The 21,995-nt window shown below is 55.9% G+C and carries 19 protein-coding genes; 7 read left to right on the plus strand and 12 right to left on the minus strand.

What is annotated here, in order from left to right:
* The first annotated feature begins 200 nt into the window (after positions 1–200).
* Positions 201–569 (plus strand): DUF423 domain-containing protein, encoded by a 369-nt coding sequence (locus KI367_RS18395; protein ID WP_036706160.1) that lies wholly within the window; start codon positions 201–203, stop codon positions 567–569.
* Between the two features lie 83 nt (positions 570–652).
* Here KI367_RS18395 and rlmN read toward each other — a convergent pair whose 3' ends face one another.
* The 7 genes from rlmN to KI367_RS18430 all read right to left on the minus strand — a co-directional run bounded on the left by rlmN (position 653) and on the right by KI367_RS18430 (position 7,726).
* On the minus strand, positions 653–1,750 hold the full coding sequence (rlmN, locus tag KI367_RS18400) for a dual-specificity RNA methyltransferase RlmN (RefSeq protein ID WP_212951436.1): 1,098 nt from the start codon (positions 1,748–1,750) through the stop codon (positions 653–655).
* 304 nt (positions 1,751–2,054) lie between these two features.
* Positions 2,055–2,585, minus strand: coding sequence for a DinB family protein (locus tag KI367_RS18405; RefSeq protein ID WP_081991946.1), 531 nt, complete (start codon positions 2,583–2,585; stop codon positions 2,055–2,057).
* A 64-nt stretch (positions 2,586–2,649) separates the two neighbouring features.
* Complete coding sequence (locus KI367_RS18410; protein WP_036706155.1) at positions 2,650–3,597, minus strand: helix-turn-helix transcriptional regulator; 948 nt, start codon at positions 3,595–3,597, stop codon at positions 2,650–2,652.
* Between the two features lie 33 nt (positions 3,598–3,630).
* Positions 3,631–4,095 carry an SRPBCC family protein gene (locus tag KI367_RS18415; protein WP_212951437.1) on the minus strand — a complete coding sequence of 155 codons (465 nt, stop codon included), beginning with the start codon at positions 4,093–4,095 and terminating at the stop codon, positions 3,631–3,633.
* A 128-nt stretch (positions 4,096–4,223) separates the two neighbouring features.
* Complete coding sequence (locus tag KI367_RS18420) at positions 4,224–5,639, minus strand: hypothetical protein (RefSeq protein WP_212951439.1); 1,416 nt, start codon at positions 5,637–5,639, stop codon at positions 4,224–4,226.
* Positions 5,640–5,774: 135 nt separating this feature from the next.
* Entirely contained in the window at positions 5,775–6,617 is an 843-nt protein-coding gene (locus tag KI367_RS18425) for an SDR family NAD(P)-dependent oxidoreductase (protein ID WP_212951440.1), read from the minus strand.
* A 134-nt stretch (positions 6,618–6,751) separates the two neighbouring features.
* On the minus strand, positions 6,752–7,726 hold the full coding sequence (locus KI367_RS18430; protein ID WP_212951442.1) for an aldo/keto reductase: 975 nt from the start codon (positions 7,724–7,726) through the stop codon (positions 6,752–6,754).
* An 89-nt stretch (positions 7,727–7,815) separates the two neighbouring features.
* Between KI367_RS18430 and KI367_RS18435 the strand changes: the two genes are divergently transcribed.
* Complete coding sequence (locus KI367_RS18435; protein ID WP_212951444.1) at positions 7,816–8,106, plus strand: hypothetical protein; 291 nt, start codon at positions 7,816–7,818, stop codon at positions 8,104–8,106.
* Between the two features lie 258 nt (positions 8,107–8,364).
* Here KI367_RS18435 and KI367_RS18440 read toward each other — a convergent pair whose 3' ends face one another.
* Positions 8,365–9,960: a PTS sugar transporter gene (locus KI367_RS18440; RefSeq protein WP_246537072.1), complete on the minus strand. Its 1,596-nt coding sequence runs from the start codon at positions 9,958–9,960 to the stop codon at positions 8,365–8,367.
* A gap of 193 nt (positions 9,961–10,153) precedes the next feature.
* On the minus strand, positions 10,154–10,837 hold the full coding sequence (locus KI367_RS18445) for a cupin domain-containing protein (RefSeq protein WP_246537073.1): 684 nt from the start codon (positions 10,835–10,837) through the stop codon (positions 10,154–10,156).
* Between the two features lie 198 nt (positions 10,838–11,035).
* On the opposite strand from KI367_RS18445, the gene KI367_RS18450 reads away from it, so the two are divergent.
* The gene (locus tag KI367_RS18450; protein WP_212951448.1) at positions 11,036–11,788 is read left to right on the plus strand and encodes a hypothetical protein; all 753 of its coding nucleotides are present in this window, start codon (positions 11,036–11,038) and stop codon (positions 11,786–11,788) included.
* A 117-nt stretch (positions 11,789–11,905) separates the two neighbouring features.
* Here KI367_RS18450 and KI367_RS18455 read toward each other — a convergent pair whose 3' ends face one another.
* From KI367_RS18455 to KI367_RS18465, 3 genes are all read right to left on the minus strand, one after another.
* Positions 11,906–13,540, minus strand: a complete 1,635-nt coding sequence (locus KI367_RS18455) for a thiamine pyrophosphate-binding protein (RefSeq protein ID WP_212951450.1) — start codon at positions 13,538–13,540, stop codon at positions 11,906–11,908.
* Positions 13,541–13,606: 66 nt separating this feature from the next.
* Entirely contained in the window at positions 13,607–16,402 is a 2,796-nt protein-coding gene (locus tag KI367_RS18460) for a sensor domain-containing phosphodiesterase (protein ID WP_212951452.1), read from the minus strand.
* 488 nt (positions 16,403–16,890) lie between these two features.
* On the minus strand, positions 16,891–17,940 hold the full coding sequence (locus KI367_RS18465) for an NAD(P)/FAD-dependent oxidoreductase (RefSeq protein ID WP_036706145.1): 1,050 nt from the start codon (positions 17,938–17,940) through the stop codon (positions 16,891–16,893).
* Between the two features lie 257 nt (positions 17,941–18,197).
* Between KI367_RS18465 and KI367_RS18470 the strand changes: the two genes are divergently transcribed.
* Genes KI367_RS18470 through KI367_RS18485 form a run of 4 tightly spaced genes read left to right on the plus strand, consistent with a single transcriptional unit; the run spans position 18,198 to position 21,977 of the window.
* On the plus strand, positions 18,198–18,986 hold the full coding sequence (locus tag KI367_RS18470) for an ABC transporter ATP-binding protein (protein ID WP_036706143.1): 789 nt from the start codon (positions 18,198–18,200) through the stop codon (positions 18,984–18,986).
* 40 nt (positions 18,987–19,026) lie between these two features.
* The gene (locus KI367_RS18475; RefSeq protein WP_036706141.1) at positions 19,027–19,959 is read left to right on the plus strand and encodes an iron-hydroxamate ABC transporter substrate-binding protein; all 933 of its coding nucleotides are present in this window, start codon (positions 19,027–19,029) and stop codon (positions 19,957–19,959) included.
* A 6-nt stretch (positions 19,960–19,965) separates the two neighbouring features.
* Positions 19,966–20,973: a FecCD family ABC transporter permease gene (locus KI367_RS18480; protein ID WP_212951453.1), complete on the plus strand. Its 1,008-nt coding sequence runs from the start codon at positions 19,966–19,968 to the stop codon at positions 20,971–20,973.
* Positions 20,970–21,977 carry a FecCD family ABC transporter permease gene (locus KI367_RS18485; protein WP_212951455.1) on the plus strand — a complete coding sequence of 336 codons (1,008 nt, stop codon included), beginning with the start codon at positions 20,970–20,972 and terminating at the stop codon, positions 21,975–21,977. The genes KI367_RS18480 and KI367_RS18485 overlap by 4 nt, the downstream gene beginning before the upstream one ends.
* Positions 21,978–21,995 lie beyond the last annotated feature (18 nt).

Consider the following 21,995-nt stretch of genomic DNA (forward strand, 5'->3'; position numbering starts at 1 on the left):
CTATAAAAGCGCTTGCAACATGGAGGGAGTGTATGTTGAAATTGGAACTGCCCTGTATTCCGGTTTCCTTTCTCAACCATTTTAACAAATAATTCGGGCAAACGGAGACTATAAAACGTTCCCGGCCGAATTCGCGGTGGAGCCCAACATTGACTCCTGCGCCATGCCATCGGTAATATGGGCTTAAGAGGTGATATGACTTGGACACGATGCTGATTCTTGGCGGGATCATGCTGTTTCTTGCGGTAGCGCTTGGCGCTTTCGGAGCGCATGCCCTGAAGGAACGGTTGAACGAAAGCCAGCAGAAAACATACCAGACGGGGGTGCAATACCATTTGGCCCACGGGCTTGGCCTTGTGCTGATCGGTCTTTATGCGGGCATGGCGGAGCAATCTTCCCTGGCGGTGCTGGCGGGCTGGTTTATTTTTGCGGGGATCGTTTTGTTCTCCGGCAGCCTGTACGCGCTTAGCCTCACCGGCATCCGGAAGCTCGGCGCCATCACGCCGCTGGGCGGCGTGGCTTTTTTGGCCGGATGGGTGTTGTTTATCGTTGCGGCGGCGCAAGGGTAAAATTAACGAATGGCCGTTTTTGACCGAAAAAAGAGCGCATCCCGGAAGTAAGGGATTGCGCTCTTTTGATTCGTCCGACAAGATTACTCGTTTGCTGCCCGGTTTGCCTTTGCGCCGCGCGCGCGGTCGCTTTGGATCTGCTTGCTGCGCAGCTGGCCGCAGGCTGCATCGATGTCCGTGCCATGCTCAAGCCGCACGCTGACGCTGATATTGTTTTTCTTCAGCGTATCGTAGAAGGCGGTGATCGTCTCCTTGGAACTCCGCTGATACTGGCTGTGCTCGTCGACCGGATTATACGGGATCAGGTTCACGTTCGCCAGGTTCCGGCGGCTGCCTACCAGCTCCGCCAGCTCCTGCGCATGCTCCGGCTGGTCGTTGACGTCCTTCAGCAGGATATATTCCAGCGTGATTCGGCGGTTCGTTTTCTCCAGGTAATAATCGATCGCCTCCATCAGCGGCTCGATCGGATACGCCCGGTTGATCTTCATGATTCGCGTGCGGATGTCGTTGTTCGGCGCGTGCAGGGAAATCGCCAGATTCGTTCCGAGATCGCTGTCGGCAAATTCGCGGATCTTCGGCACCAGGCCGCTGGTCGACACCGTAATGTGCCGCGGACCGATCGCCAGACCTTTAGGGTCGCGGATGACCCGGATGAAATTCGACATATGCTCGAAATTGTCAAACGGCTCGCCGATGCCCATCACGACGATATGGCTGACCCGCTCGTTATTTTGCCGGCCGTCCAGGAAAAGCTGGACCTTCATCACCTGTTCCACGATTTCGCCGCTGGTCAGGTCCCGGCTTTTGCTCAGCAGGCCGCTCGCGCAAAAGCTGCATCCGATATTGCAGCCCACCTGCGTCGTCACGCATACGGACAGGCCGAATTTATGGCGCATCAGCACGGTTTCGATCAGGTTGCCGTCCTGCAGGCGGAACAGAAACTTAATGGTGCCGTCTGCGGATTCCTGGCGGGTATGCTCCTCCAACGTTTGAATCGCAAAATGCTCCTCCAGCAGCGTCCGGCATTCCGGCTTCAGCTCCGGCATCTCGGAAAATGCCGTCACGCGTTTGCGGTACAGTCCTTCCCAAACAAGCTGGGCGCGCGATTTTTTATGTCCATGCTCAGCCAGCCAAGCGGCCAACTGGTCCACAGTGAGTCCATAAATGGATGGTTTGCTCATTGGTTTACGTTCCTCTTTTCCAAAAGCGTAAAATTCTCGTCCCTCTCTACTTTACCAGATTGGAACGAAAATCTGTCATTATTGTCCCAAAATTTCATTAGCAAAACAAGGGGAGACAGGCAGGATTTACGGCAACCCTTGCGCTTGTCCAACCTTGCCCGTAATTCCCGGCGCAATACAACTGCCCTGGAACGGATGCTTTGCTTGCCAATAGGGATGCCGAAAAAGGGATTCCCGCGAATGGGGCTTATGAAAAAGAAAACCTGCAGCTGTCAGCCAGCTGCAGGTGCATAGATTTCGACCGTCAAATTGCCAAAAACCGTTCGAGCCGCTCCTTTTGCCGCAAATGATGCCGGAAATGCATTTCAACCAGCATGAACCACTCGGCTGCATTTAAAGCGCCGAAACCGGGGTGGACCAGCTTGTTTTGCAGCGGGGCCTGATGCACCAAAGGCTCTGCGTCTCTCATGCCGTCAAGGACCGACCGCAAACCGCTGATCATTTGCTCCTTGCTCGCGGGTTGCGGCGGCGTATACGCCGGGGATGGCGGGACTTGGATCCGGATGTTCGGAAACTCCCCGTTTAAGAAGGCAATCTTCCCCCGTTCCGTCTTCTCTCCGGCCTTGGCGACGCCCTCCGCGGACTCGGCGCATGCCCGGACGTTCCTTAAATGCAGATGCAGGGATGCCTGAATCAAATGCATGTACATTTGCCCAAGCGACCATTCCTCTTCGCCGGGCTTGCGGTGCAATTCCTCCAGGCTAAAGCGTTCCAGCTCCCCGATGTAATGCCCGGTGATGTTCTCCAGGCTGCGGATCGTTTCTTTTGTATTCATCGCAATCACTCCTTGGTTATTGGTTCTGGAATAACCATAACAAAACGCTACTGACACCGTTATGTCAGTAGCGTTTCAGGAGTTTTTCGGCTTCATTCCGAATCCGCTCGCGAAGGGCTTCCGGCTCGAGCACGGTCATGGCCGACCCCCAGCCCATGATCCATTGCAGAACCTCCTCGATGCGACGGACGCGCATCCGGATGTGGAGTCCGTCCGGATGTTCCTCCAAAGCGTCGATATAGTAGTTGTCCGACTCTCTGATTCGGCCTTCGATCGCGCGGTCGGCCGACAGGAGAATCACAAGCTCGCGGTCATCGGCCGGCCTGTACTTCTCCAGGTCGAATCCGTCCGGAAGCTCATAGCCATCGGCCAACACGCGAAGTTCGGACATGCGGGATACCCGGAAATGGCGAATATCCCCGCGCAGCTCGCAGGCCGCGACCAGCAGCCAGGCTCCCCGGTCATAGATCAGGCCATAAGGGGCCGCCGTGCGTTCGCTCACCCGGCTCCCCTCCGTCCCCGGACCGGCTTTGGCGTAGCGGAAGCGGATTTTCTTCCGCTCCAGGAGCGCCCCGCGCACCAGCTCCAAGTTTTCCCGCTCCATCCTGCCGGCGTCCGCTTCCGGGATCTGCAGCAGGCGCATGGTAGCCCGGATCCGGCCGGCTTCGGCGCGTACGGGTTGGGGGAGAACGGCTTCGATTTTGGCGTTGGCGGATGCGGCATGAATGCCGTAATTCGGCTCCAGCTTCTTTTGAACGAACTCGGCGCCCAGCAGCAGGGCAACCGCCTCAGCGGCCGTCAAGCTGACGGGAGGCAAAAAATATCCCTCCATCAGGGAGTAGCCTTGCCCGGGAGCGCCCACAACCGGCACGTTCGCCTCGCTGAGCGCTTGCATATCGCGGTAGATCGTGCGGACGCTTGTTTCGAACCGCTCGGCCAGCTCTTCGGCCCGAACGATTTTTCGGCTTTGCAGCTCCAGCACGATCGCCAGCAGCCGGTCTGTTCTGTTCATAGGGATGTCGGCTCCTTGCTCATCAATTTCGGCTTATTTTCCGGCGCGGTCCGCCAGTGCGCGAAGGCCTTCAAGCGCTCCTTCCCAGTGGCTTTTCATCGTTTCCCTGGCATGCATGTCCTCCAGCTTTTCCTGATGAAAACTGACGGTCGCCTTCCCCTGCGCGGCAGGCAGCACGCGGATTTGCAGCGTGGACGGATGATTCCAACCGGGACGCTGCCATCTCATCCGCAGCTGCTCCGGCGGCTTGACCACCCTGAGCTCTCCCGTAACTCCCTCTGCCGCGGCAAAGGTTTCTCCCGGTTTCAGGTCCAGCCCGTCCGCCTCGCCGATCCACAGCTTCATTCCCTCGGGAGAGACCAAAAGCGACCAAGCCTCCTGCACCGACAAGGGCAAGGTTCTTCGTACTCCGATTTGAAAACCCGCGGCGGCCGTCAAACCGACCGGTTTGGCCTGCTGCCCGTTCCCTGATTCATGTTCCGTTCTGGACTGGGTCATGGTGAGTCGCCTCCAATCTTTGAATGGGCCCTGCGTTCATAAAAAAATCAGGGCGATGAAGCCCTGACAAATCATTCGACGCCGATTCCCTAAACTCCTTGGGGCCGTTGCTATTCGGCCATATTCGTTCACAGCAGAAATATCGCTAAAACCGTCGTCGCAAGCAGTCCGATCAGCACCGGCTTCAGATTGCGGCGGGCGAGCTCGAACGGGCTGACCCCGCAAATGGCGGCCGCCGGGATCAACGCCCACGGGATCAGCGTGCCGCCTCCGACCCAAATCGCCGCCACTTGGCCCAATGCCGTCAGCGTTGCCGCACCCGTATGCGTCGCAGCCGCAAACAGCTGGGCGATGGAGCCTGCAAGCGAGATGCCGGAGAAGCCCGAGCCGTCCAGGCCGGTGATCGCGCCCGTAATCGTCAGCGTCACGGCTCCGACCGCCCCGTTGAGGGGAACCAAGCCGGCCAGCGCTACGCCGAGGTCGTTGACGATGCCATGCGACGCCTGAGGCAAAACCTTCCCGAACAAGTCGGTGAACGCCGAATCGCCCAAGTAAAAGAAAGCGGCGATCGGAATGACCGGGCCGAACACCTTAAAACCAAAGACGAATCCGTCGATCAAATAAGAGGTGATTTTCTCCAGCCCCCGGTTTTGATGGGCAATAAGCGATATCACGACCAGAATGAGCACTGCCGTGCCTCCGACGAGCGCCGTCGCATCGCCGCCTTGGAGCTTAAGCACGAACATGGCCGCGACGTCGGCCAGAAAAAGGAGCAAAATCGCGACGGCCAGCATGTTTTTGGTTCCGGCGGACAGCTTCACGCCTTGTTCATCCTCTTCGCCGCTGGCGGCGAGGGTGTTGCCCGCGCTTTTGACGGTCACCAATCCGTCCCTCCACGTTCCTTTTTTCAGGTCCTTTCGCATCATCCAAAATGCCGTTACGGTCGTGACGACCCCCATGCAGATCACAAGCGGCACGCTGGCTTCCATGACGCTCGCCACCGGAATTCCGGCCGCGTCGGCCGTGAGCTTCGGCGCTCCCTGGATAATATAGTCGCCGGACAACGCGATGCCGTGGCCGAACAAATTCATCGCCATCGCCGCGCCCAAGGCGGGCAAGCCGACCCGAAGCGCAACCGGAAGCAGCACCGCGCCGATCAGCGCGACGGCCGGCGAAGGCCAGAAAAAAAAGGACGTCGCCATCATGATGATCCCGATGCCCCAGTAGGCCAATGCCGGCGTCCGCAGGAACCTCGTGAGCGGCGCCACCATCGCCTCATTGATGCCGGTTCGGATCAGCACGCGGCTCATCGCCACGATAATGGAGATGATCATGATCGTCCCCATCAGCTCTTTGGTCGCATAAATGAATGAATTGAACACCCCGGATACGGAGCCGCTGATCGTGCCCGTCGCCAGTATGCCGAGCGCAAAAATGCCCGCGACGCAAATCATCGTCGTATCCCGCCGCCGGATAAGCAGCGCCATAATCAACACGATAAACGCCAGGTACACGTAATGAATTGCCGTTAAATGAATGACCATGTCAGGGTCACTCCCTTCCCCTGCTGCAAAGTGTGTTATATGTTATGCAGGGGCCTGGGCATGGGTTCATGGCCTGGCTTTTCGGGCGTCCAAGCAAGCTTGGGCAAAATCAGGGGTACTGCTAAAAGCAACATTCTATATTACAAATGGAGGGATATATCTCCCATCAATATCCGTAAAACCATACTCCAGCGCAAGGTCGCCTACCTGCAGCACCTGCCCGTGTTTATCGTGCCTGTTAGGGTCTGCAGCTAATGCGCATACGGCCCGCCCGATATAATAGGTCGACTCGGTACGGCCGAGGGCCTCCACCTCTTGCCAATGATCTTCGTCGGTGCCGAAGTTTTTCAGCACAAGCTCTGTTCTCATCCAACCGGGAGAAACCGCCGCCACCGTAATGCCGGTATTTTTCAGGTCGTGAGAAAGGCCGAACACGGTTCGATGGATTGCATTTTTGGCAAGATCGTAATAAAAGGTCGACAAATACTTGTCCTGATCCCGGAAGGTGGTATGCACGATGATGCCCCTGCCGGTTTCCAGCATCAGCGGAATAGCGTAGTGATTGGTCGCTATTTGCGCACGCACGCCGCTCTGAAATACCGCATCCCACATCTTTAACGGGTATTCCCAAAAAGCCCGGGGCTTTAAATTTGCTTCGAAATCATGCAGCCCCCAAACGTTGTTTACCAAAATATCAAGCCGCCCTTGCTCTTGGCGGATTCTCCCGATCAGCGCTTTTGTATCCTCGTCCCGCGTATGATCGCACCGGCATGGCACCGCCTGGCCTCCTAAACGGCGTATTTCTTCGGCGGTTTCGTCGATGCTTCCGGGAAAGCCGTTGGTGGACTCGCCGCGCAAGCTCCTTCCGGAAACGTAAACAACCGCTCCGGCCTTCCCAAGCTCTATCGCGATTCCCCGTCCCGCTCCGCGGCTCCCTCCGGTAACTAAAGCGATTTTCCCATCGAGCGGTCTTTCCATCGTATCAGCTCCTTCATTGTCATTGTTTATACTGATCATACAGGGGAACTACGTCACCGAATGTCATAAATGCAAAAAAAAATATGCCGTCACGGAAGGCGCGTCTATCCGCACCGTCTGTAACGGCAATAGGGTTAAGTCAACCGATACGTCGCAAAGGGCTTGCCGTACCGGAAGGGCTCGCTGATCTCGTTCAGCCGGCTCAAAGCCTCCGCGTCCGGATTCAGCTCCAAGCTCTTCAGGTTTTCATCCAGCTGCTCGGGACGGGTCGCCCCGACGATGACGGTCGAAACGGCAGGTTGTTCCATCAGCCAGGCGAGCGATAGCGTGCTAGGCGTACAGCCGTGTTCTCCGGCAATCCGGCTCACCTGCTCGGAAAGCGTCAACGTCTGATCGTTGATAAACCGGCCAAAGCTTGGGTCCGTTTGCGCGCGAGACTTCAGCGGCGCCCGGTCGGCGAAGCTGTATTTGCCGGTCAGAATGCCCCCGGCCAGCGGGAAATACGGAATGATGCCTACGCCTTGATCCAGGCAGAGGGGGATCATCTCCTGCTCCGGCGTACGATCGGCGAGCGAATAGCTGGTTTGAAGGGATACATAACGGGTGAGCCCTTTCATCTCGCTGATCCCAAGCGCCTTCATGAGCTCCCAGGCTGCATAGTTGGAAGCGCCAATGTAACGCACTTTGCCGGCACGCACCATGTCGTCCAGCGCCCGAAGCGTCTCCTCAAGCGGCGTGTACGGATCAAACGTATGGATCTGGTATAAATCCACGTAATCCGTTTGCAGCCGTTTCAGGCTGCCATCGAGCTCACGCATCAAGTGATACCGCGAGGAGCCCCGCTCGTTCGGACCTTCGCCGCGAACCATGCCTGCTTTCGTCGCCAGCACCACTTCATGCCTTCTCCCGGCCAGAGCCTCCCCGATGATCCGTTCCGACTCCGTGCCAGCGTAAATGTTGGCCGTATCGATAAAGTTGATGCCCCGATCGAGGGCATGATGGAGAATCCGGGTCGAAGTCTCCTGGTCCGCGCGTTTGCCGAACGCATTGGTCCCGAGACCAAGCAAAGACACTTCAAGCCCGCTGCTTCCAAGACGGCGATATTTCATGAACATCCGCTCCTTTTCCCGACTTTTTATTGTTTTTAGCAACATCTTAACATTAGCCGGAGGGACGCGCCAAAAATATTTTAGACAAAATGATCCCCCCTTCCCCTGGCCACCATCGGTATTCCCACTCCGGAAAAACCCGCAGCAGCCGTAAGGAAGCCGTCTTCGTCATCAACCATCAAGTCGCCAAGCTGCCGAGACGCAGCAGAACGTCTTCCGCCACGCAGCTGGCCAGCGGAGCCGGCAAATTCAGCACCGGCGGCACCAACGCCGCCATCGAAAGCCCGTACACCAAGCAGCAGCAGGCCGTAGGAGGAAGAAAAGGCGGCCGTGCCGTCAACAAGCTCCGAAAAAAAGTCGACGGATCCAAACGGCGTTAACGGACGTCTTGCATCTAGGCTTTAAATCATATAAGCGGTACGCCACCGCCCTTAAAACTCAAAAACCCCCGTCATAGGGGATTTCTTTGGGTTCGGATAACTTCCGGCGAACTTGCGTAAAATGGATCGCTCGCCGGACTTCCCGGCTCCCGGCAAAAACCCGGACGGTTTAGCGACGAAATTCCCGAAAAACCAGAGCGGGTTGATATGAAAAACAGACCCGACCGGCCTTTTCCAAGCCGACCCGGGTCTTTCCGTTTAGGAGACGGATTGCTGGGCGGGCAAGTTTCGATCCGCCGTTTTGCGTCCCCGGGACGTTTTGTTCGCCACCAGCGTAACCGCAAACGCGAGCAGCAGCGCAGCCGCCATGGAGATCGTAAATCCCACCACGTTATTGGACAAGAGAGGCCCCATGAACGACGGGACGTAGGCCGTGCCGCGGACTTGAAACACGCCGACCAAACCGCCGCCGATCCCGGCTGCGGCAATCGCTCCCCCGAATACCCACTTATTCGAAAACATGAAAGGGTAGGCTGCCTCGACAAAGGTGCCGAAGCCCATGTTAATCAGGAAACCCGGGGCAGCCACCGCCGCTTCGCCTTTGTCTCTCGGCGCCACCAGATTCGCCAATGTAATGCCTGCCGATACCATGACCAGCCCGACCATATCGATGGCCCCGAGGAAGCTGTTGCCCGTCTTCTCCATTTCAAGGAGTACGATCGGCAAAATCGCGGCGTGGTACACTCCGCCGAGAATCGCCGGCCAGATCAGCAGGCCTCCGATCACGCCCGCCACGATCGGGTTGAATGAAATCGCCAGATTGATCAGGTACTTGATGAATTCTCCGGCCTGCAGCGCAAACGGAGCCACCAAATAATACATGATGAGCCCGGAAACCAGACCCGCGAACCCTCCGGCAACGATATTGACCGTGGTCATCGGAAAACGCCACTGCACGCATTTGACGAACAGGAACTGCACCAGCAGGCCCGCCCCGATTCCGCCGAGAATCCCCCCGATAATCCCGCCGTTCATGGACAGCGTTCCGGCGATGACGCCGGCTACGATGGACACTTCGTCCATATCGGATATTTGCTTCGCCGCGATCACCGCCAGCACGACCGGCAAAGCCTTCAGCATGATGTCAAACACGGCGCTTAAACCTTTAAGGGCCGGAATTTGGCTAAGCGCAAGCACGATCGCCATGGCGATAAAACCGGGAAGGGATGACTGCATGATCCCTTTCAGATTGATCCTCCGCCAAGGATTGCCCGCAGGCTGCTTGTAGCCGTCGGGGCTTCCAAGCACAGGAACGTATTTCATCCCCCAATGCTTGCATAACGACGTTATAAACGACACCGCTCGCGTGCGGTTGGTCGTGCCCGTCGTACCCGAAGCGGCGATGACCTTCGCGCCTTTCGAGCCGATCAGCGCCATGGAGGTCCCGCCCGTGCCGACGACGGGGATGGACTTCTCCGCCGCTGCCCGGATCGCCTGGCCGTTGGCGCCTTCGGGATCGGCGCTCATGACGATCAAGCCGTCGATTTGTCCGGACCCGATCAGCGCAGCCATATCGGCGTCCAGCTCAAAGGCGGCCTCGTTGACCTCCTTTAACGTGCCTTCCAGGCGTTTTGCCAATCGGCGTTCTTCCGTATTCCAACCATATAAAACGGCCGACGTCGTTTCTTTGGCCGTATCCATCGATTCCGACGCAGCGATAAATTGCACTGCGCCCAATTCCATGCCGGCGCTGTTGCATTGGGCCGCAATTTCCCCGACCAGCTTGTCCGGGTCTTTGCCCCCCAAATTATATAAATTGCCGCCGCTGCTGCCGATGACCGCTATTCGTTTCATGATGTGCTCCTCTATTCGCCGTTTATTCGCTTTATTATGGTACCGTATTACCATATTATAAGAGTAAAATATGATAGCGACAACCTTTATTCCGATAAAATGTCCGATCAACCGGGAAGCGGCAGAACACCTATCACCGGTAACATTTTTGATGAACAAAAAAAGAGAGGGGAGCATCCCCCTCCACGATGATTTACCACCAGAACCGGTTCGGCTCCATCCGCCACGGGTGCGAAATCTCCGGGCCTGAAGGCCGCTGCTCCTGCCCATAACCCGGCTGCAGTCCCGGATAGGAGCGCGCATCATCCCCTTCATAAAACGAACCCTGCGAAACGCCGGGAGCGTTCTCCCGATTCCGGGATTCGACGGACGGGCCCAGGACGACGGATTGCCGGATCGGCGCCACCGCCTGCGCGAACTCCTCCGGATTGACGCCGTAAGCCAGTCCCATGATCTCTTTGGGCGTAAACCGGAGAAAATCCGCCGCGTATACGATATCCGAATTCGGACGGTCAAAGATCGCCATGATAAAGGTATCGTCCGTCAACGAAACGATCCAGTGGAACCACCCCTTCGGAAATTGGGCAACCTTTCCCGGCCCGAGCCGGTATGTCATTAACCGCTGCGTATTGGGGTTAAAGACCGAAGTCGTCACTTCGCCGGCAATTACCACGACCATTTCGCTCGAGTTCGTATGCCAATGCGGCGTAATCATCACGCCCCGGCTCATGCGGATATTAAAAAACCCGGTCTCGGCCGCAGGCAACTGCGGGGAAAAAAGCTGGGTAATGTAATTCCGCGAATCCCGGCGATAAGTCACCACCTCGTTCGAATCCGCGCTTAAGTTCAAGGATGGGGATGTTAAGTCAACCGCCACTTCCGAAGCCTCCCTCCGCAGGATCATGTCATCAATCCTTGGGTCAATGTCTACCCTAATGTATGCGAAGGTTCCTCCTCATGCTCCTGCGCTTTGCTAGGCATAGTCTAAAAAAATCGCTTCTTGTCGGCCGCCGGAATCCGCTATAATAAAACTCATAGCACGGGATGGATATCTTTAACAATGGTGGAGGGTTCTATGAAGCAGCAAAACGCAGCATCGTTATCGGACATCATCACGGAAGGAATCGACAAGACGCTCGCCAAGGCCATGCCAAACGCCGGCCCGGACGAGCTGGAACATCGGCGGCAGCAAATGAGCAAAGCAGAACTTATGGACGCCTATCTTTTATCGTTCGATCAGGACTTGACGGGGCAGGTCATTCATGAGGTCGTGCTGCGGGTTTTTGGTTTGGATCTGGATCATGCCTTGGTGCTCCCGGAAGCCGAACGCGAAATCCGCGCCGCTGCCGAACGCAGGCTAGGGGGAATGCAAGCTGGCAGCAGCCCGATCCCTCCCCGCGACGTCATCGATTTGCAGCTGGCCGAATGCGGCAGGCGGCTGGCAGGACCTGAAGTTCGCCGCCTGCTGAACCAGCTGTTCGGCGTGAATCTTGACGCCATATCGGCTTTGGACAAAGCAAGAATATCGCTGTTCTCCAAAGGCCAATGGATCGTGCGGCAAGATCGGGATTTGTTCGTCGTGTATACGGGCGAAGGGGACATCGACGTCAGCGTGTATCCCACAGCATATTTCCGGGAGCGGACAGGACAGGACGAACTGCCGGAGGACCTGGGACAGGCTTTGGCCGATCTGGGTTACAGCCCTGTTGCGGAGGGGCAGAGATATTATTATGTCAATCCGGACGGACAAGCCGTGCCGGACGCCTTTAAAGGCCAAACGATGGGTGCGATTATGGCCTCCATCCGGAATGCGTACAGCCATCTATAACCCGCGCTTTCCTCATTGGCGTTCACTCAGCCGCCTTCCCGGCTGCGTTCAGCGCTTTTGCCGCGCCAAAAAAAGGGCCCTGATCGAAGATCAGAGCCCTTTTTATCATACGGATCATTATTTACCGAAAGAGGACAAAAATTTCACGCGGTCGCCCATCGGAGGGGTGTTGTTGTCCACCAATGCGATTTCGAGAAGCGCAGGTCCGCCGGCATTCAGCAGTCCGCTGAGCGCTTCCTTGTTCAGGTCGCTCATCTCCTGTACGCGATAGCTTGGGATGCCCATGGCTTCCGCCATTGCCGCAATGCTGACTTCCTTCTGGGCAAAGGTCGCGTGCGACCGCTTGTACTGCAGCTCATGCCCGTGGTATACCATGCCCAGCCGCGCATTGTTCATGATGACGAACAGGATCGGCAAATTGTATTCCTTGGCCGTCAGAATCTCCATGCCGTGCATGAAGAAGCAGCCGTCTCCCGTGATGCATACCACAGGACGGTCCGGATCGGCGAATTTCGAGCCGATGGCGGAGCCGATGCCGCTGCCCATCGCCCCGAAATGGACGTTAATGTCGAACGTGTTGTAATCCAGAACGTTCATGTAATGGATCACGTAGGACATGAACTCCCCGATATCGACGGTGTAGCGCGTATCCGCCGGGAGATGCTTCTGCAGGTTTTTCAGCACGTTTTGCGTGTTGTATTCCTCTGTCGCGACGTAACTTTGCGGTTTTTCCAACGCTTTTGCGCCTTGCTTGGGCAGTCCGAGCGCTTTCAGTTCCTCGAGCAGGAACATCAGGCTCAGGTTGATGTCGCCAAGAACCGGGATGTCGATTTCGTATTTGCGGCCGAATACGGTCTTGTCAAAATCCATCTGCACGCAGAACCGGTTTTTGGTCAGATTCATATTCCAGTTGTTTGTTGCAGTTTCGCCCAAGCTGGAGCCGAGAATCAGCAGGGCTTGTCCATCCCCGTCATTGATGAGCGCCGAAGTCCCTTCATGACCCGCGAAACCGAATACCCCGGACAGAAGCGGATGCTCTTCGGGAATCAGTCCCTTCGCCTGCGGCGTGGTCACGATCGGCCAGTTGAGAAGCTCCGCAAGCTCAAGCACCTGATCCACCGAACCGCGGACGCCTTGCCCGATGAAAACATATCCGCTCTCGCGTTTCGCCAGCTCCTCCGCAACCTTCTTGATCGTATCCAGTTCCGGCACGATCGGCGTTCTTTTCGGCGGCTCGGGAATCGTAACCTGCACTTCGCCCTGCTGCACGTCGATCGGCATCGCTACATGGACCGGCCCGGGCACGCCGGATATCGCGATTTCAACCGCTTTTGCCACCTCGGCCAGCAGATCCTTGGATTCGCGCACCGTCACGCTGTATTTGGTGACCGACCGGTATACCGGCTCGGCGTCCAATTCCTGCGACGCGTTCAACCCCACCGTATTGACCGGAACCGCACCCGTCAAAAACAATACCGGCAGATGCTCGCGCATCGCGTTGGCCGCGCCGGTGACAAGATTGGTTCCCCCCGGCCCGCTGCAGCCGATGGCCACGCTAAGCTGGCCCGAATATTTGGCATAGGCCGCCGCCATATAGGACGCAGCCCCTTCATGTTTGGTAACGACCGGCGTGATTTCGGGCATCTCCACCAGCTGGTCGAACAGGACGTTAACGGAACCGGCGGGAATGCCGAAAATATGCCTTACGCCTAATCCTTTCAAATACTCCAATACTGCGCGTGCTGCTTTCATAAAAAAACCTCCTAATAAATTTCTATTTATCTATGGTGTAAAGAGTGACCGGGCCGAAAAGAAGGCTCAGTTCACTCCGCAGGATAGGTACAATTGAGCGATGTCCTCCGCCTTCATCGGACGGCTGAAATAATAGCCCTGCATCAGATAACAGCTGCGGGCAGCCAAAAACTCGGCCTGCTCCTTGGTCTCGACCCCTTCGGCAATGACGTTCAGGTTCAAATTCTGGGCCAGCGTAATAATCGTGTTCGTGATGGCCGCATTGTCGTCGTCCTTGATGATGTCCTGCACGAAGGATTTATCGATCTTCAGCGTGCTGATCGGAAAGTTTTTCAAATACCCCAGGGAGGAATAGCCCGTCCCGAAATCATCGATGGCAATATTAATGCCCAGACCCTTAAGCTGCTCCATCGTTCTGAGCGTCACGTCGGTGTTTTTGATGATCTGGTTTTCGGTGACCTCCAGGTGCAGAAATTCCGGCGACAGGTCGGTTTTTTTCAAAATGTTTTTCACGACGGTGAACAGGTTGTTCTGCTCGAACTGCCTGACCGACAAATTGACGGATACGCTGATCGGCGGGAATCCTTTTTTATGCCACTTCTTGATCTGCATACATGCGTTCCGAAGCACCCATTCCCCGATCGGGACAATGAGCCCCGTCTCTTCGGCGATCGGAATGAACTCGTCCGGCGGCACCATGCCCTCTTTCGGATGATTCCAGCGCAGAAGCGCCTCCACGCCGACGATCGTATTCGTTTTATAATTGATTTGGGGCTGGTAGTAGAGAATGAGCTCGTCCTGATCAAGCGCTTTGTATAACGCGTTTTCGAACTTGACGATTTCGAACGTCCTCGTGTCCATGCCCGTGCTGAAAAAGTGATAGCTGTTCCCGGATATCTCTTTCGATTTATACATCGCGGTGTCCGCATTTTTGATCAGCGTTTCGCTGGTGTCCCCATGATCCGGAAACAGGCTGATGCCGATGCTCGTTTTGATGTACACTTCATGGTCTTTGACGTAAAACGGTTCCTCGAACGAAGCGATGACCTGGTTAACGACCTTCGAAATCTCTTTTTTGCTTTTGATGTTCGGCAGGAAAATCGTAAACTCATCCCCGCCTTGGCGCGAAACGGTCGCGCTTTTCGGAATGGAGTCAACGAGCCGTTTGGCAACGTCCCGCAGCAGCAAATCGCCGTAGGTATGCCCCAGCGTGTCGTTAATGAATTTGAAACGGTCCAAATCCAGGTACAGAAGCGCTATTTTCCCTCCGTTCGCTTGGGCGTATTTAATGCCCTGATCGAGCCTGTCTTTGAGCAAAACCCGGTTAGGCAGGCCCGTCACGCTGTCAAAGTAGGCATGGTATCTGATTTCCTCCTCCATCTGCTTTCGTTCCGTAATGTCTTTGAAAGTCACGACGTCGCCGACGATATCGTCCCCTTCCTTGATGGATGAAATGACGTATTCGACCGGAAAGCTGGAGCCGTTCTTGCGGTAAAAGCAGTCGTCCGCATGGCATTTATCCCATTTGCGGTAATCCATGCCGTCCCCCCGCTCCCTATCTTCACCCTTGCCGTAAAAAATAACGCTGGCCGGCTGGCCGATCAGCTCCCTGGCTTCATAACCGAGCATCGCCTCGCCGGCGGGGTTGCAAAAGGTGATGTTGCCCTGAAGGTCCAGGCCGAAAATCCCTTCGCCGGCCGAGTTGAGGATGAGCTCCTTCTCCCGGCTCAGATGCTGAAGCTCGGCCACGACCCGCTCCAGTTCCCTGTTCTTGAACGTAATTTCAGAAGTCCTTTCCTCGATGATGACTTCCTGCTTCTCCATGTAAAGCAAATTCGACAACGTCGAAGCCGTGGCTTCCACAATGGATTGGCACAGCTGGATCGTGGCTTCCGAATACGTCATGATTTTTTCGCCGAGATTGACCACCGCGATGACGCCTAGCACTTCCCCCATCGAAACCAGCGGAAACATGTACATCCCTTTGATCCCGAAATCCCGGCAAGCCTCATGGTTAGGCCTGTCGTCCTTGGAAACGTCCGGAATGATGATCACTTTTTTCGTGCGCACGACCTCGTGGAAAACGCGATCATTTTCCGGGTCGATTTTCACCCTTTGATGCGTTCGCATCCAGTCTTCCTCGGACCAGTCGCTGTCCTTGCTCAGCTTGGCGGGTTTGATTCTTTTCCCGGCGAGCGGGTCCAGCAAATGGGCCCCGATGTTGTAGTTGTTCAGCACTTTGGCGATATAATAAAAGCTTGTGTCCAGCCCCTGCTGCATGGTCGAGCACATCGATAAGTTGCGTGTCACGTCAAGCAGAAGCTGCTTCTCGGCGATCAGATTTTCCTTATGCGTCAAATTGTTGGCGTTGCGGATGGCCACGGCCGCCATATTGACGTAGGCCTCGACCGTCTGAATCTCCGATTCCGTCAAATTCATCGGAATGCCGTAATCAAAAAGAAACACGAGCCCAAACAGCTCCTGCTCATACGAGATGGGAAGAACGAGCAGCGATTTGATCTCGAAGCCTTCGATCGCCCAGGAGTCGGGGCGCCGATCTTGTGATGTGTCCGGAATGTAGATCGTTTTTTGCGTTTCGATCACTTCTTTGGCGAGCTGATCGCGGTTGGTGTCGATGATATGCATGTCCAGCGTCATCCCGTTGATGATCTCGGGTTTGCCGACATACCCCCTAAAGGTCCCATCGCCTTGCGGCAGATAAATGCCAACCGAATCGCATTGGACGATCTCCTCCGAAATAGCTGTCGTTACATGCTGCAATACCTCTCGCAATTCCAATTTGGTGTTGATCAGTTTCGTAATATTCGCGAGCCGGGAATACCTCGTTTGCTCCTTAACCATCACACGCTCTCCCCTTGTCATCTTCGTTTGACATCGATGTATGGTCCTGCTAAATATGAACTATTTATGTTATATAGGCGTATGATCTCCCTATCCTAGACTTCCGTCATGCGTGATGAAAAAATATAAGGTCCTATTTTCCTTATTTTAACTCAGAACGGTATCTTTTTTATATATCGAATACTAAAAAAAATAGTAATTTTTAGTTATTTCCCCTATGATCAGCGAAATTGAGGCGCTAAAAGGGGTAGATGCGTCGGGTAAGGGCGATTTTTGAAAAAGGAAAGCTTGAAAACTCGCGGAGAATACAAGAAATCATGTAATTTAAAGGAAGACGTTTCCGGGAAAGAGCTCTTGCGATGCAGGTACATTGGTTGCGCTTCTTCCTGATCGGGGATTGTTTAATGGAATCATACCCGCGACTTCTTGACGATACGAAAAAAAGCCCCCTCGCTTTGCGACAAAAGGACTTTCTATCGGTTCGCGGTTTACCCCATCATTTTTTTGACGAGATCCCGGTTTCTGTCTTTGAACGCTTCGTTATGCGAGGAGACCATGGCGACCGCGTCGGCGTCCGGCTGAAGGAACCGTTTCGCCTTGTTGACGGCGTTGGCCGCATCCTGGAAGGCCCCCGCAATGAGGTGCAGCTTGCCTTCATGTTTGAGGATATCCCCGGCCGCGTACAATCCGGGAACGGAGGACTCGCTGCTTGGCGTGCCCGCTATGAAATATTCGTCGGCAATGTCGATTTTGAGGTCGCTTTGCTGCAGCAAGGTCGTGTCGCGTTCATATCCGTGATTGATGATCACGTCATCCACGTACAGCTCCATCACGTCGCCCGTCTGCTGATGGGTCAGTTCGACGCGTTCGATCGCTTCATGGTCTGCGCGGGCATGCAGCTTGGTAATCGTCCGATGGAACAAACATTCCACCGAGCTGTTCAGCAGCTGTTCCACGGAAGCTTCGTGCCCGTTCAGCGCGTCCTTGCGGTAGGCGACGTAGACCTTTTTCGCGATGGGTTCCAGCTCGTTGGCCCAGTCGACCGCGGCATTGCCCCCGCCGGAAATGATTACCGTTTTATCCTTGAACCGCTTCAGCGATTTGACCGTATAATGCAGGTTGCTGATCTCGAAACGGCTTGCGCCTTCGATCTCCAGCTTCTGCGGATTCAGAATGCCGCCGCCGACGGCGATGATGACCGTCTTGGAGAGATGGACGCGCCCCGAACTGCCATGCAGCTCGAAAATTCCGGCCCCCCGCCGCGTAATGGACTCGACCTTTTCGTTCAGCACGACCTCGGGGTTAAACGTCAGCCCCTGCTGCACCAGCTGCTCGATCAGCTTGGCTCCGGGAATCGGCGTCAAGCCGCCGACGTCCCAAATCATTTTCTCCGGGTACACATGTATTTTGCCGCCCAGCTCGGGCTGGAACTCGATGATTTTGGTCTTCATTTCCCGCAGCCCGCTATAAAAAGCGGAATAAAGCCCGGCCGGCCCCCCGCCGACCACTGTCATATCGAAAATTTCTTCCTGACCCATACCCGCTCGCTCCTCAACTTTATTTATAATCATTCTTATTAATGATAACAATTCTCATTCTCAATAAAAATATACATGGATTTTCCTTGATTTTCAAGATTCTATTGACATCGACGCAAAATCAACTTATTCTTTTAACGATATTGAGAATCATTATCAGTCATGTCCGAACATATTATGCTCCATTTAGGAGGGTTTATTTCGGCAATCATATCTTGTCTCTAAAAAATATTTTGCTATATAAGGGAGGGCCACTCATGGTTCGGCTGTACACTACGGAACTCAGCATCGGCTACGGCGAACGCTCTATCGTCAAAAATCTCAGCGTCAGCATTCCCGACAAAAAAATCACCGCCATCATCGGCTCCAACGGATGCGGCAAATCGACGCTGCTGAAAGCGATCACCCGCATTATTCCGCACCAGGGCGGCACGGTGATTCTCGACGGAGAGGACATCGCCAAGGAGAATACGAAGCTGCTGGCCAAAAAAATGGCCATCCTGCCGCAAACGCCCGAAAGCGCTGCGGGGCTGACCGTCGGCGAGCTGGTGTCGTACGGGCGTTTTCCGTACCAAAAAGGCTTCGGGCGCCTGACGCCGCGCGACGTCGAGGTGATCGACTGGGCGCTCGCGGAGACGGGCACGAAGGATTTCAAGTACCGCTCGGTCGATACGCTTTCCGGCGGACAACGCCAGCGGGTATGGATCGCGATGGCGCTCGCCCAGGAAACCGATATCATCTTCCTCGACGAGCCGACTACATACCTGGACATGGCGCATCAGCTGGAAGTGCTCGAACTGTTGCAGAATCTCAACACAGAGCAGCAGCGCACCATCGTGATGGTGCTTCACGACATCAACCAGGCCGCCCGTTTCGCCGATTATCTCATCGCGCTGAAGGACGGGGAAATCGTCAAAACCGGCAGCGGCGAGGAAGTGATCCGCCCCGAAGTGCTGAAGCAGGTCTATTCGATCGATGCGGCCGTCGGCCGCGACCCGCGGACCGGGAAACCGATGTGCGTCACCTATGATTTGATCAAAACTTAGCGGAATCCAAACATATATTTTGAGAAGGAGCGTCAATCCAATGAAAAAAGCATTTTTACCCCTTTTATTATGCCTTATCCTCGCCTTAAGCGCCTGCAGCAGCAAAAACGGAGCCGACGGCAAGGTGGAAGGAAACGCCGCCGCGGAACAAGCAAGCTCCGAAACGATCACCTACCAATCCGAAAACGGCCCCGTGAAGGTGCCGGCCCATCCGAAACGCGTCGTCGTTCTCTCCAGCTTCACCGGCAACGTATTGGCGCTTGGCGTCAACGTGGTCGGCGCCGACTCCTGGTCGAAAATGAACCCGAACTTCAAAGACAAGCTGAAAGATGCGGAAGAAGTTTCGGACGAAAACCTGGAAAAAATCATCGAACTGAACCCCGACCTCATCATCGGACTGTCCAACATCAAAAACGTCGACAAGCTGAAACAGATTGCGCCTACGGTCACCTACACCTACGGAAAAGTCGATTATTTGACGCAGCAGCTGGAAATCGGCAAACTGCTGAACAAGGAAAAAGAGGCGCAGGCCTGGATAGACGATTTCAAAAAACGCGCCGATGAGGCCGGCAAACAGATCAAAGCCAAAATCGGCGACAAGGCGACCGTGTCCGTCATGGAAGTTTTCAACAAGCAGCTGTACGTCTACGGCGACAACTGGGGCCGCGGCACCGAAATTCTGTATCAGCAGATGAAGCTGAACATGCCCGAGAAGGTCAAGGAAACCGCTCTGAAGGAAGGGTATTACGCGCTTTCTCCCGAAGTTCTGCCCGAATTCGCCGGCGATTACGTCATTTTCAGCAAGGATCAGGATTCCGGCAATTCCCTGGAGGAGACGGAGACGTACAAAAATATGCCTGCCGTAAAAAACGGCCATGTTTTCGTCGCGGATGCCAAAGCGTTTTATTTCAACGATCCGATCACGCTGGACTACCAGCTCGATTTCTTTATCAAACATTTCCTCGGGAAGTAGTGCGCGATGGACAAGAAAACTGGACGAATCCCATTTACGTATAAAATGCTTGCGGCGCTGCTGCTGCTGATTGCCGTCTTCGTGCTGGCGATGCTGGTCGGAGCCGCCGACGTTTCGGCCAGGGACGTATGGATGGCCTTGACCAGCAAAAGCGCCGGGGAAAAGCTGTCGATGATCCGGGAAATCCGCCTGCCGCGGGAGGTTGCCGCGATCTTCGTCGGGGCGGCGCTGGCCGTCGCCGGGGCGATCATGCAGGGCATGACCCGCAACCCGCTGGCCGACCCGGGGCTCCTCGGCTTGACGGCGGGCGCCAATGCCGCGCTGGCTGTCACGCTGGCGTTACTGACCTCCGTCAATTATTTCGGCCTGATGATCGCCTGCTTTATCGGCGCGGCCGCAGGCGCGGCGCTCGTCTTCGGGATCAGCTCCGTCAAGCGGGGCGGCTTCTCCCCGCTGCGGATCGTGCTGGCGGGCGCCGCCATCTCCGCCTTTTTGAACGCCGTTGCGGACGGGGTAGGAATTACCTTCAAAATTTCCAAAAGCGTCTCCATGTGGACCTCCGGCGGCCTGATCGGGGCGAACTGGAGCCAGCTTCAGGTGATCGTGCCCTTTATCGTCGCCGGCATCATCGTTGCGATGCTGCTGTCCAAGCAGCTGACGATCCTTAGCCTGAGCGAGGAAGTGGCCGTCGGCCTCGGCCAGAAAACGGCGCGGATCAAAGCGATCCTGTTCGTGGTGACGTTCCTGCTTGCGGGCGCTTCGGTCGCGCTCGTCGGCAGCCTCACCTTCCTCGGGCTGATGATTCCGCATATCGTGCGCGCCATCGTCGGCACCGATTATCGGTTTGCGATCCCGATGGCGGCCGTCATGGGGGGAGCTTTCATGATGATCGCCGATACGCTGGCGCGAACGATCACCGCCCCGTACGAGGCGCCCGTCGCGGCCATTGTGGCGGTGCTGGGACTTCCGTTCTTCCTCGTCATTGCGCGGAAAGGAGGGCAAGCAAGCTCATGATCCATCCGTCACTGATCCGCAAGCAGCGCCTGATTCTGCTGATTCTGCTCATCCTGATTGTACTGACGGCCGTCGTCGGCATGGGGCTCGGTTACGCTTCCCTATCCTTCGATCGGCTGATTCCGACGCTGCTTGGCCAAGGCACGTTCAAGGAAAATTTCGTGTTGTTCTCCGTGCGGCTGCCGCGGATCGTCATTACGCTGCTGGCCGGGATGGCGCTGGCCCTTTCCGGTTCGATTTTGCAGGGAATTACGCGCAACGAGCTGGCCGACCCCGGCATCGTCGGCATCAATTCCGGCGCAGGCGTCGCCGTGTCGATCTTCTTTCTCTTTGCTCCGATCGAGGCCGGCTCGTTCATCTATCTGCTGCCGCTGATGGCTTTCATGGGAGCGATGGTAACCGCCCTCCTGATCTATGTCAGCTCGTACAGCCGCAAATCCGGCCTGCAGCCGGTGCGGATGGTGCTGATGGGCGTCGGCTTCTCCATGGCGCTATCCGGCGTCATGGTCGTGCTGATTTCGTCCGCCAACCGGGAGAAGGTCGATTTCATTTCCAAGTGGATCGCGGGCAGCATCTGGGGGACCGACTGGCCGTTTATCTGGGCGCTTCTCCCTTGGCTCGTCGTGCTGATTCCTTTTACGATGTACAAGGCCAACAAGCTGAACATGCTGTCGCTGAGCGAACCCGTTGCCATCGGCGCCGGCGTATCGCTGAACAAAGAGCGCGTCGTGCTGCTGCTGACGGCCGTTGCCCTGGCGGCTTCCGCCGTGTCGGTCACGGGCGGCATCGCCTTTATCGGCCTGATGGCGCCGCATATCGCCAAAGCGCTGGTCGGCCCGCGGAACCAGTTGTTTATTCCGGTGGCGATCCTGACCGGGGGCTGGCTGCTCGTGCTGGCCGATACGATCGGCCGCCAGGTCGCGAGTCCGGACGGATTGGCGGCGGGCATCGTGGTCGCGCTCATCGGCGCGCCGTATTTCATCTATTTGCTGCTGAAAAAGTAACCGCAGTGCTGCGATTCG

The sequence above is a fragment of the Paenibacillus cookii genome (assembly GCF_018333375.1).
Classification (GTDB): Bacteria; Bacillota; Bacilli; order Paenibacillales; family Paenibacillaceae; genus Paenibacillus_AQ; species Paenibacillus_AQ cookii.

Bases quoted from the DNA above. Each gene is read 5' to 3' on its own strand.
- KI367_RS18470 (WP_036706143.1), top strand. From the start codon at position 18,198: ATGGTTCGGCTGTACACTACGGAACTCAGCATCGGCTACGGCGAACGC.
- KI367_RS18450 (WP_212951448.1), top strand. From the start codon at position 11,036: ATGAAGCAGCAAAACGCAGCATCGTTATCGGACATCATCACGGAAGGA.
- KI367_RS18425 (WP_212951440.1), bottom strand. From the start codon at position 6,617: ATGGAAAGACCGCTCGATGGGAAAATCGCTTTAGTTACCGGAGGGAGC.
- KI367_RS18430 (WP_212951442.1), bottom strand. From the start codon at position 7,726: ATGAAATATCGCCGTCTTGGAAGCAGCGGGCTTGAAGTGTCTTTGCTT.
- KI367_RS18455 (WP_212951450.1), bottom strand. From the start codon at position 13,540: ATGAAAGCAGCACGCGCAGTATTGGAGTATTTGAAAGGATTAGGCGTA.
- KI367_RS18465 (WP_036706145.1), bottom strand. From the start codon at position 17,940: ATGGGTCAGGAAGAAATTTTCGATATGACAGTGGTCGGCGGGGGGCCG.
- KI367_RS18415 (WP_212951437.1), bottom strand. From the start codon at position 4,095: ATGACCCAGTCCAGAACGGAACATGAATCAGGGAACGGGCAGCAGGCC.
- KI367_RS18435 (WP_212951444.1), top strand. From the start codon at position 7,816: ATGATCCCCCCTTCCCCTGGCCACCATCGGTATTCCCACTCCGGAAAA.
- KI367_RS18485 (WP_212951455.1), top strand. From the start codon at position 20,970: ATGATCCATCCGTCACTGATCCGCAAGCAGCGCCTGATTCTGCTGATT.
- rlmN (WP_212951436.1), bottom strand. From the start codon at position 1,750: ATGAGCAAACCATCCATTTATGGACTCACTGTGGACCAGTTGGCCGCT.
- KI367_RS18460 (WP_212951452.1), bottom strand. From the start codon at position 16,402: ATGGTTAAGGAGCAAACGAGGTATTCCCGGCTCGCGAATATTACGAAA.
- KI367_RS18410 (WP_036706155.1), bottom strand. From the start codon at position 3,597: ATGAACAGAACAGACCGGCTGCTGGCGATCGTGCTGGAGCTGCAAAGC.
- KI367_RS18480 (WP_212951453.1), top strand. From the start codon at position 19,966: ATGGACAAGAAAACTGGACGAATCCCATTTACGTATAAAATGCTTGCG.
- KI367_RS18440 (WP_246537072.1), bottom strand. From the start codon at position 9,960: ATGAAACGAATAGCGGTCATCGGCAGCAGCGGCGGCAATTTATATAAT.
- KI367_RS18475 (WP_036706141.1), top strand. From the start codon at position 19,027: ATGAAAAAAGCATTTTTACCCCTTTTATTATGCCTTATCCTCGCCTTA.
- KI367_RS18420 (WP_212951439.1), bottom strand. From the start codon at position 5,639: ATGGTCATTCATTTAACGGCAATTCATTACGTGTACCTGGCGTTTATC.
- KI367_RS18405 (WP_081991946.1), bottom strand. From the start codon at position 2,585: ATGAATACAAAAGAAACGATCCGCAGCCTGGAGAACATCACCGGGCAT.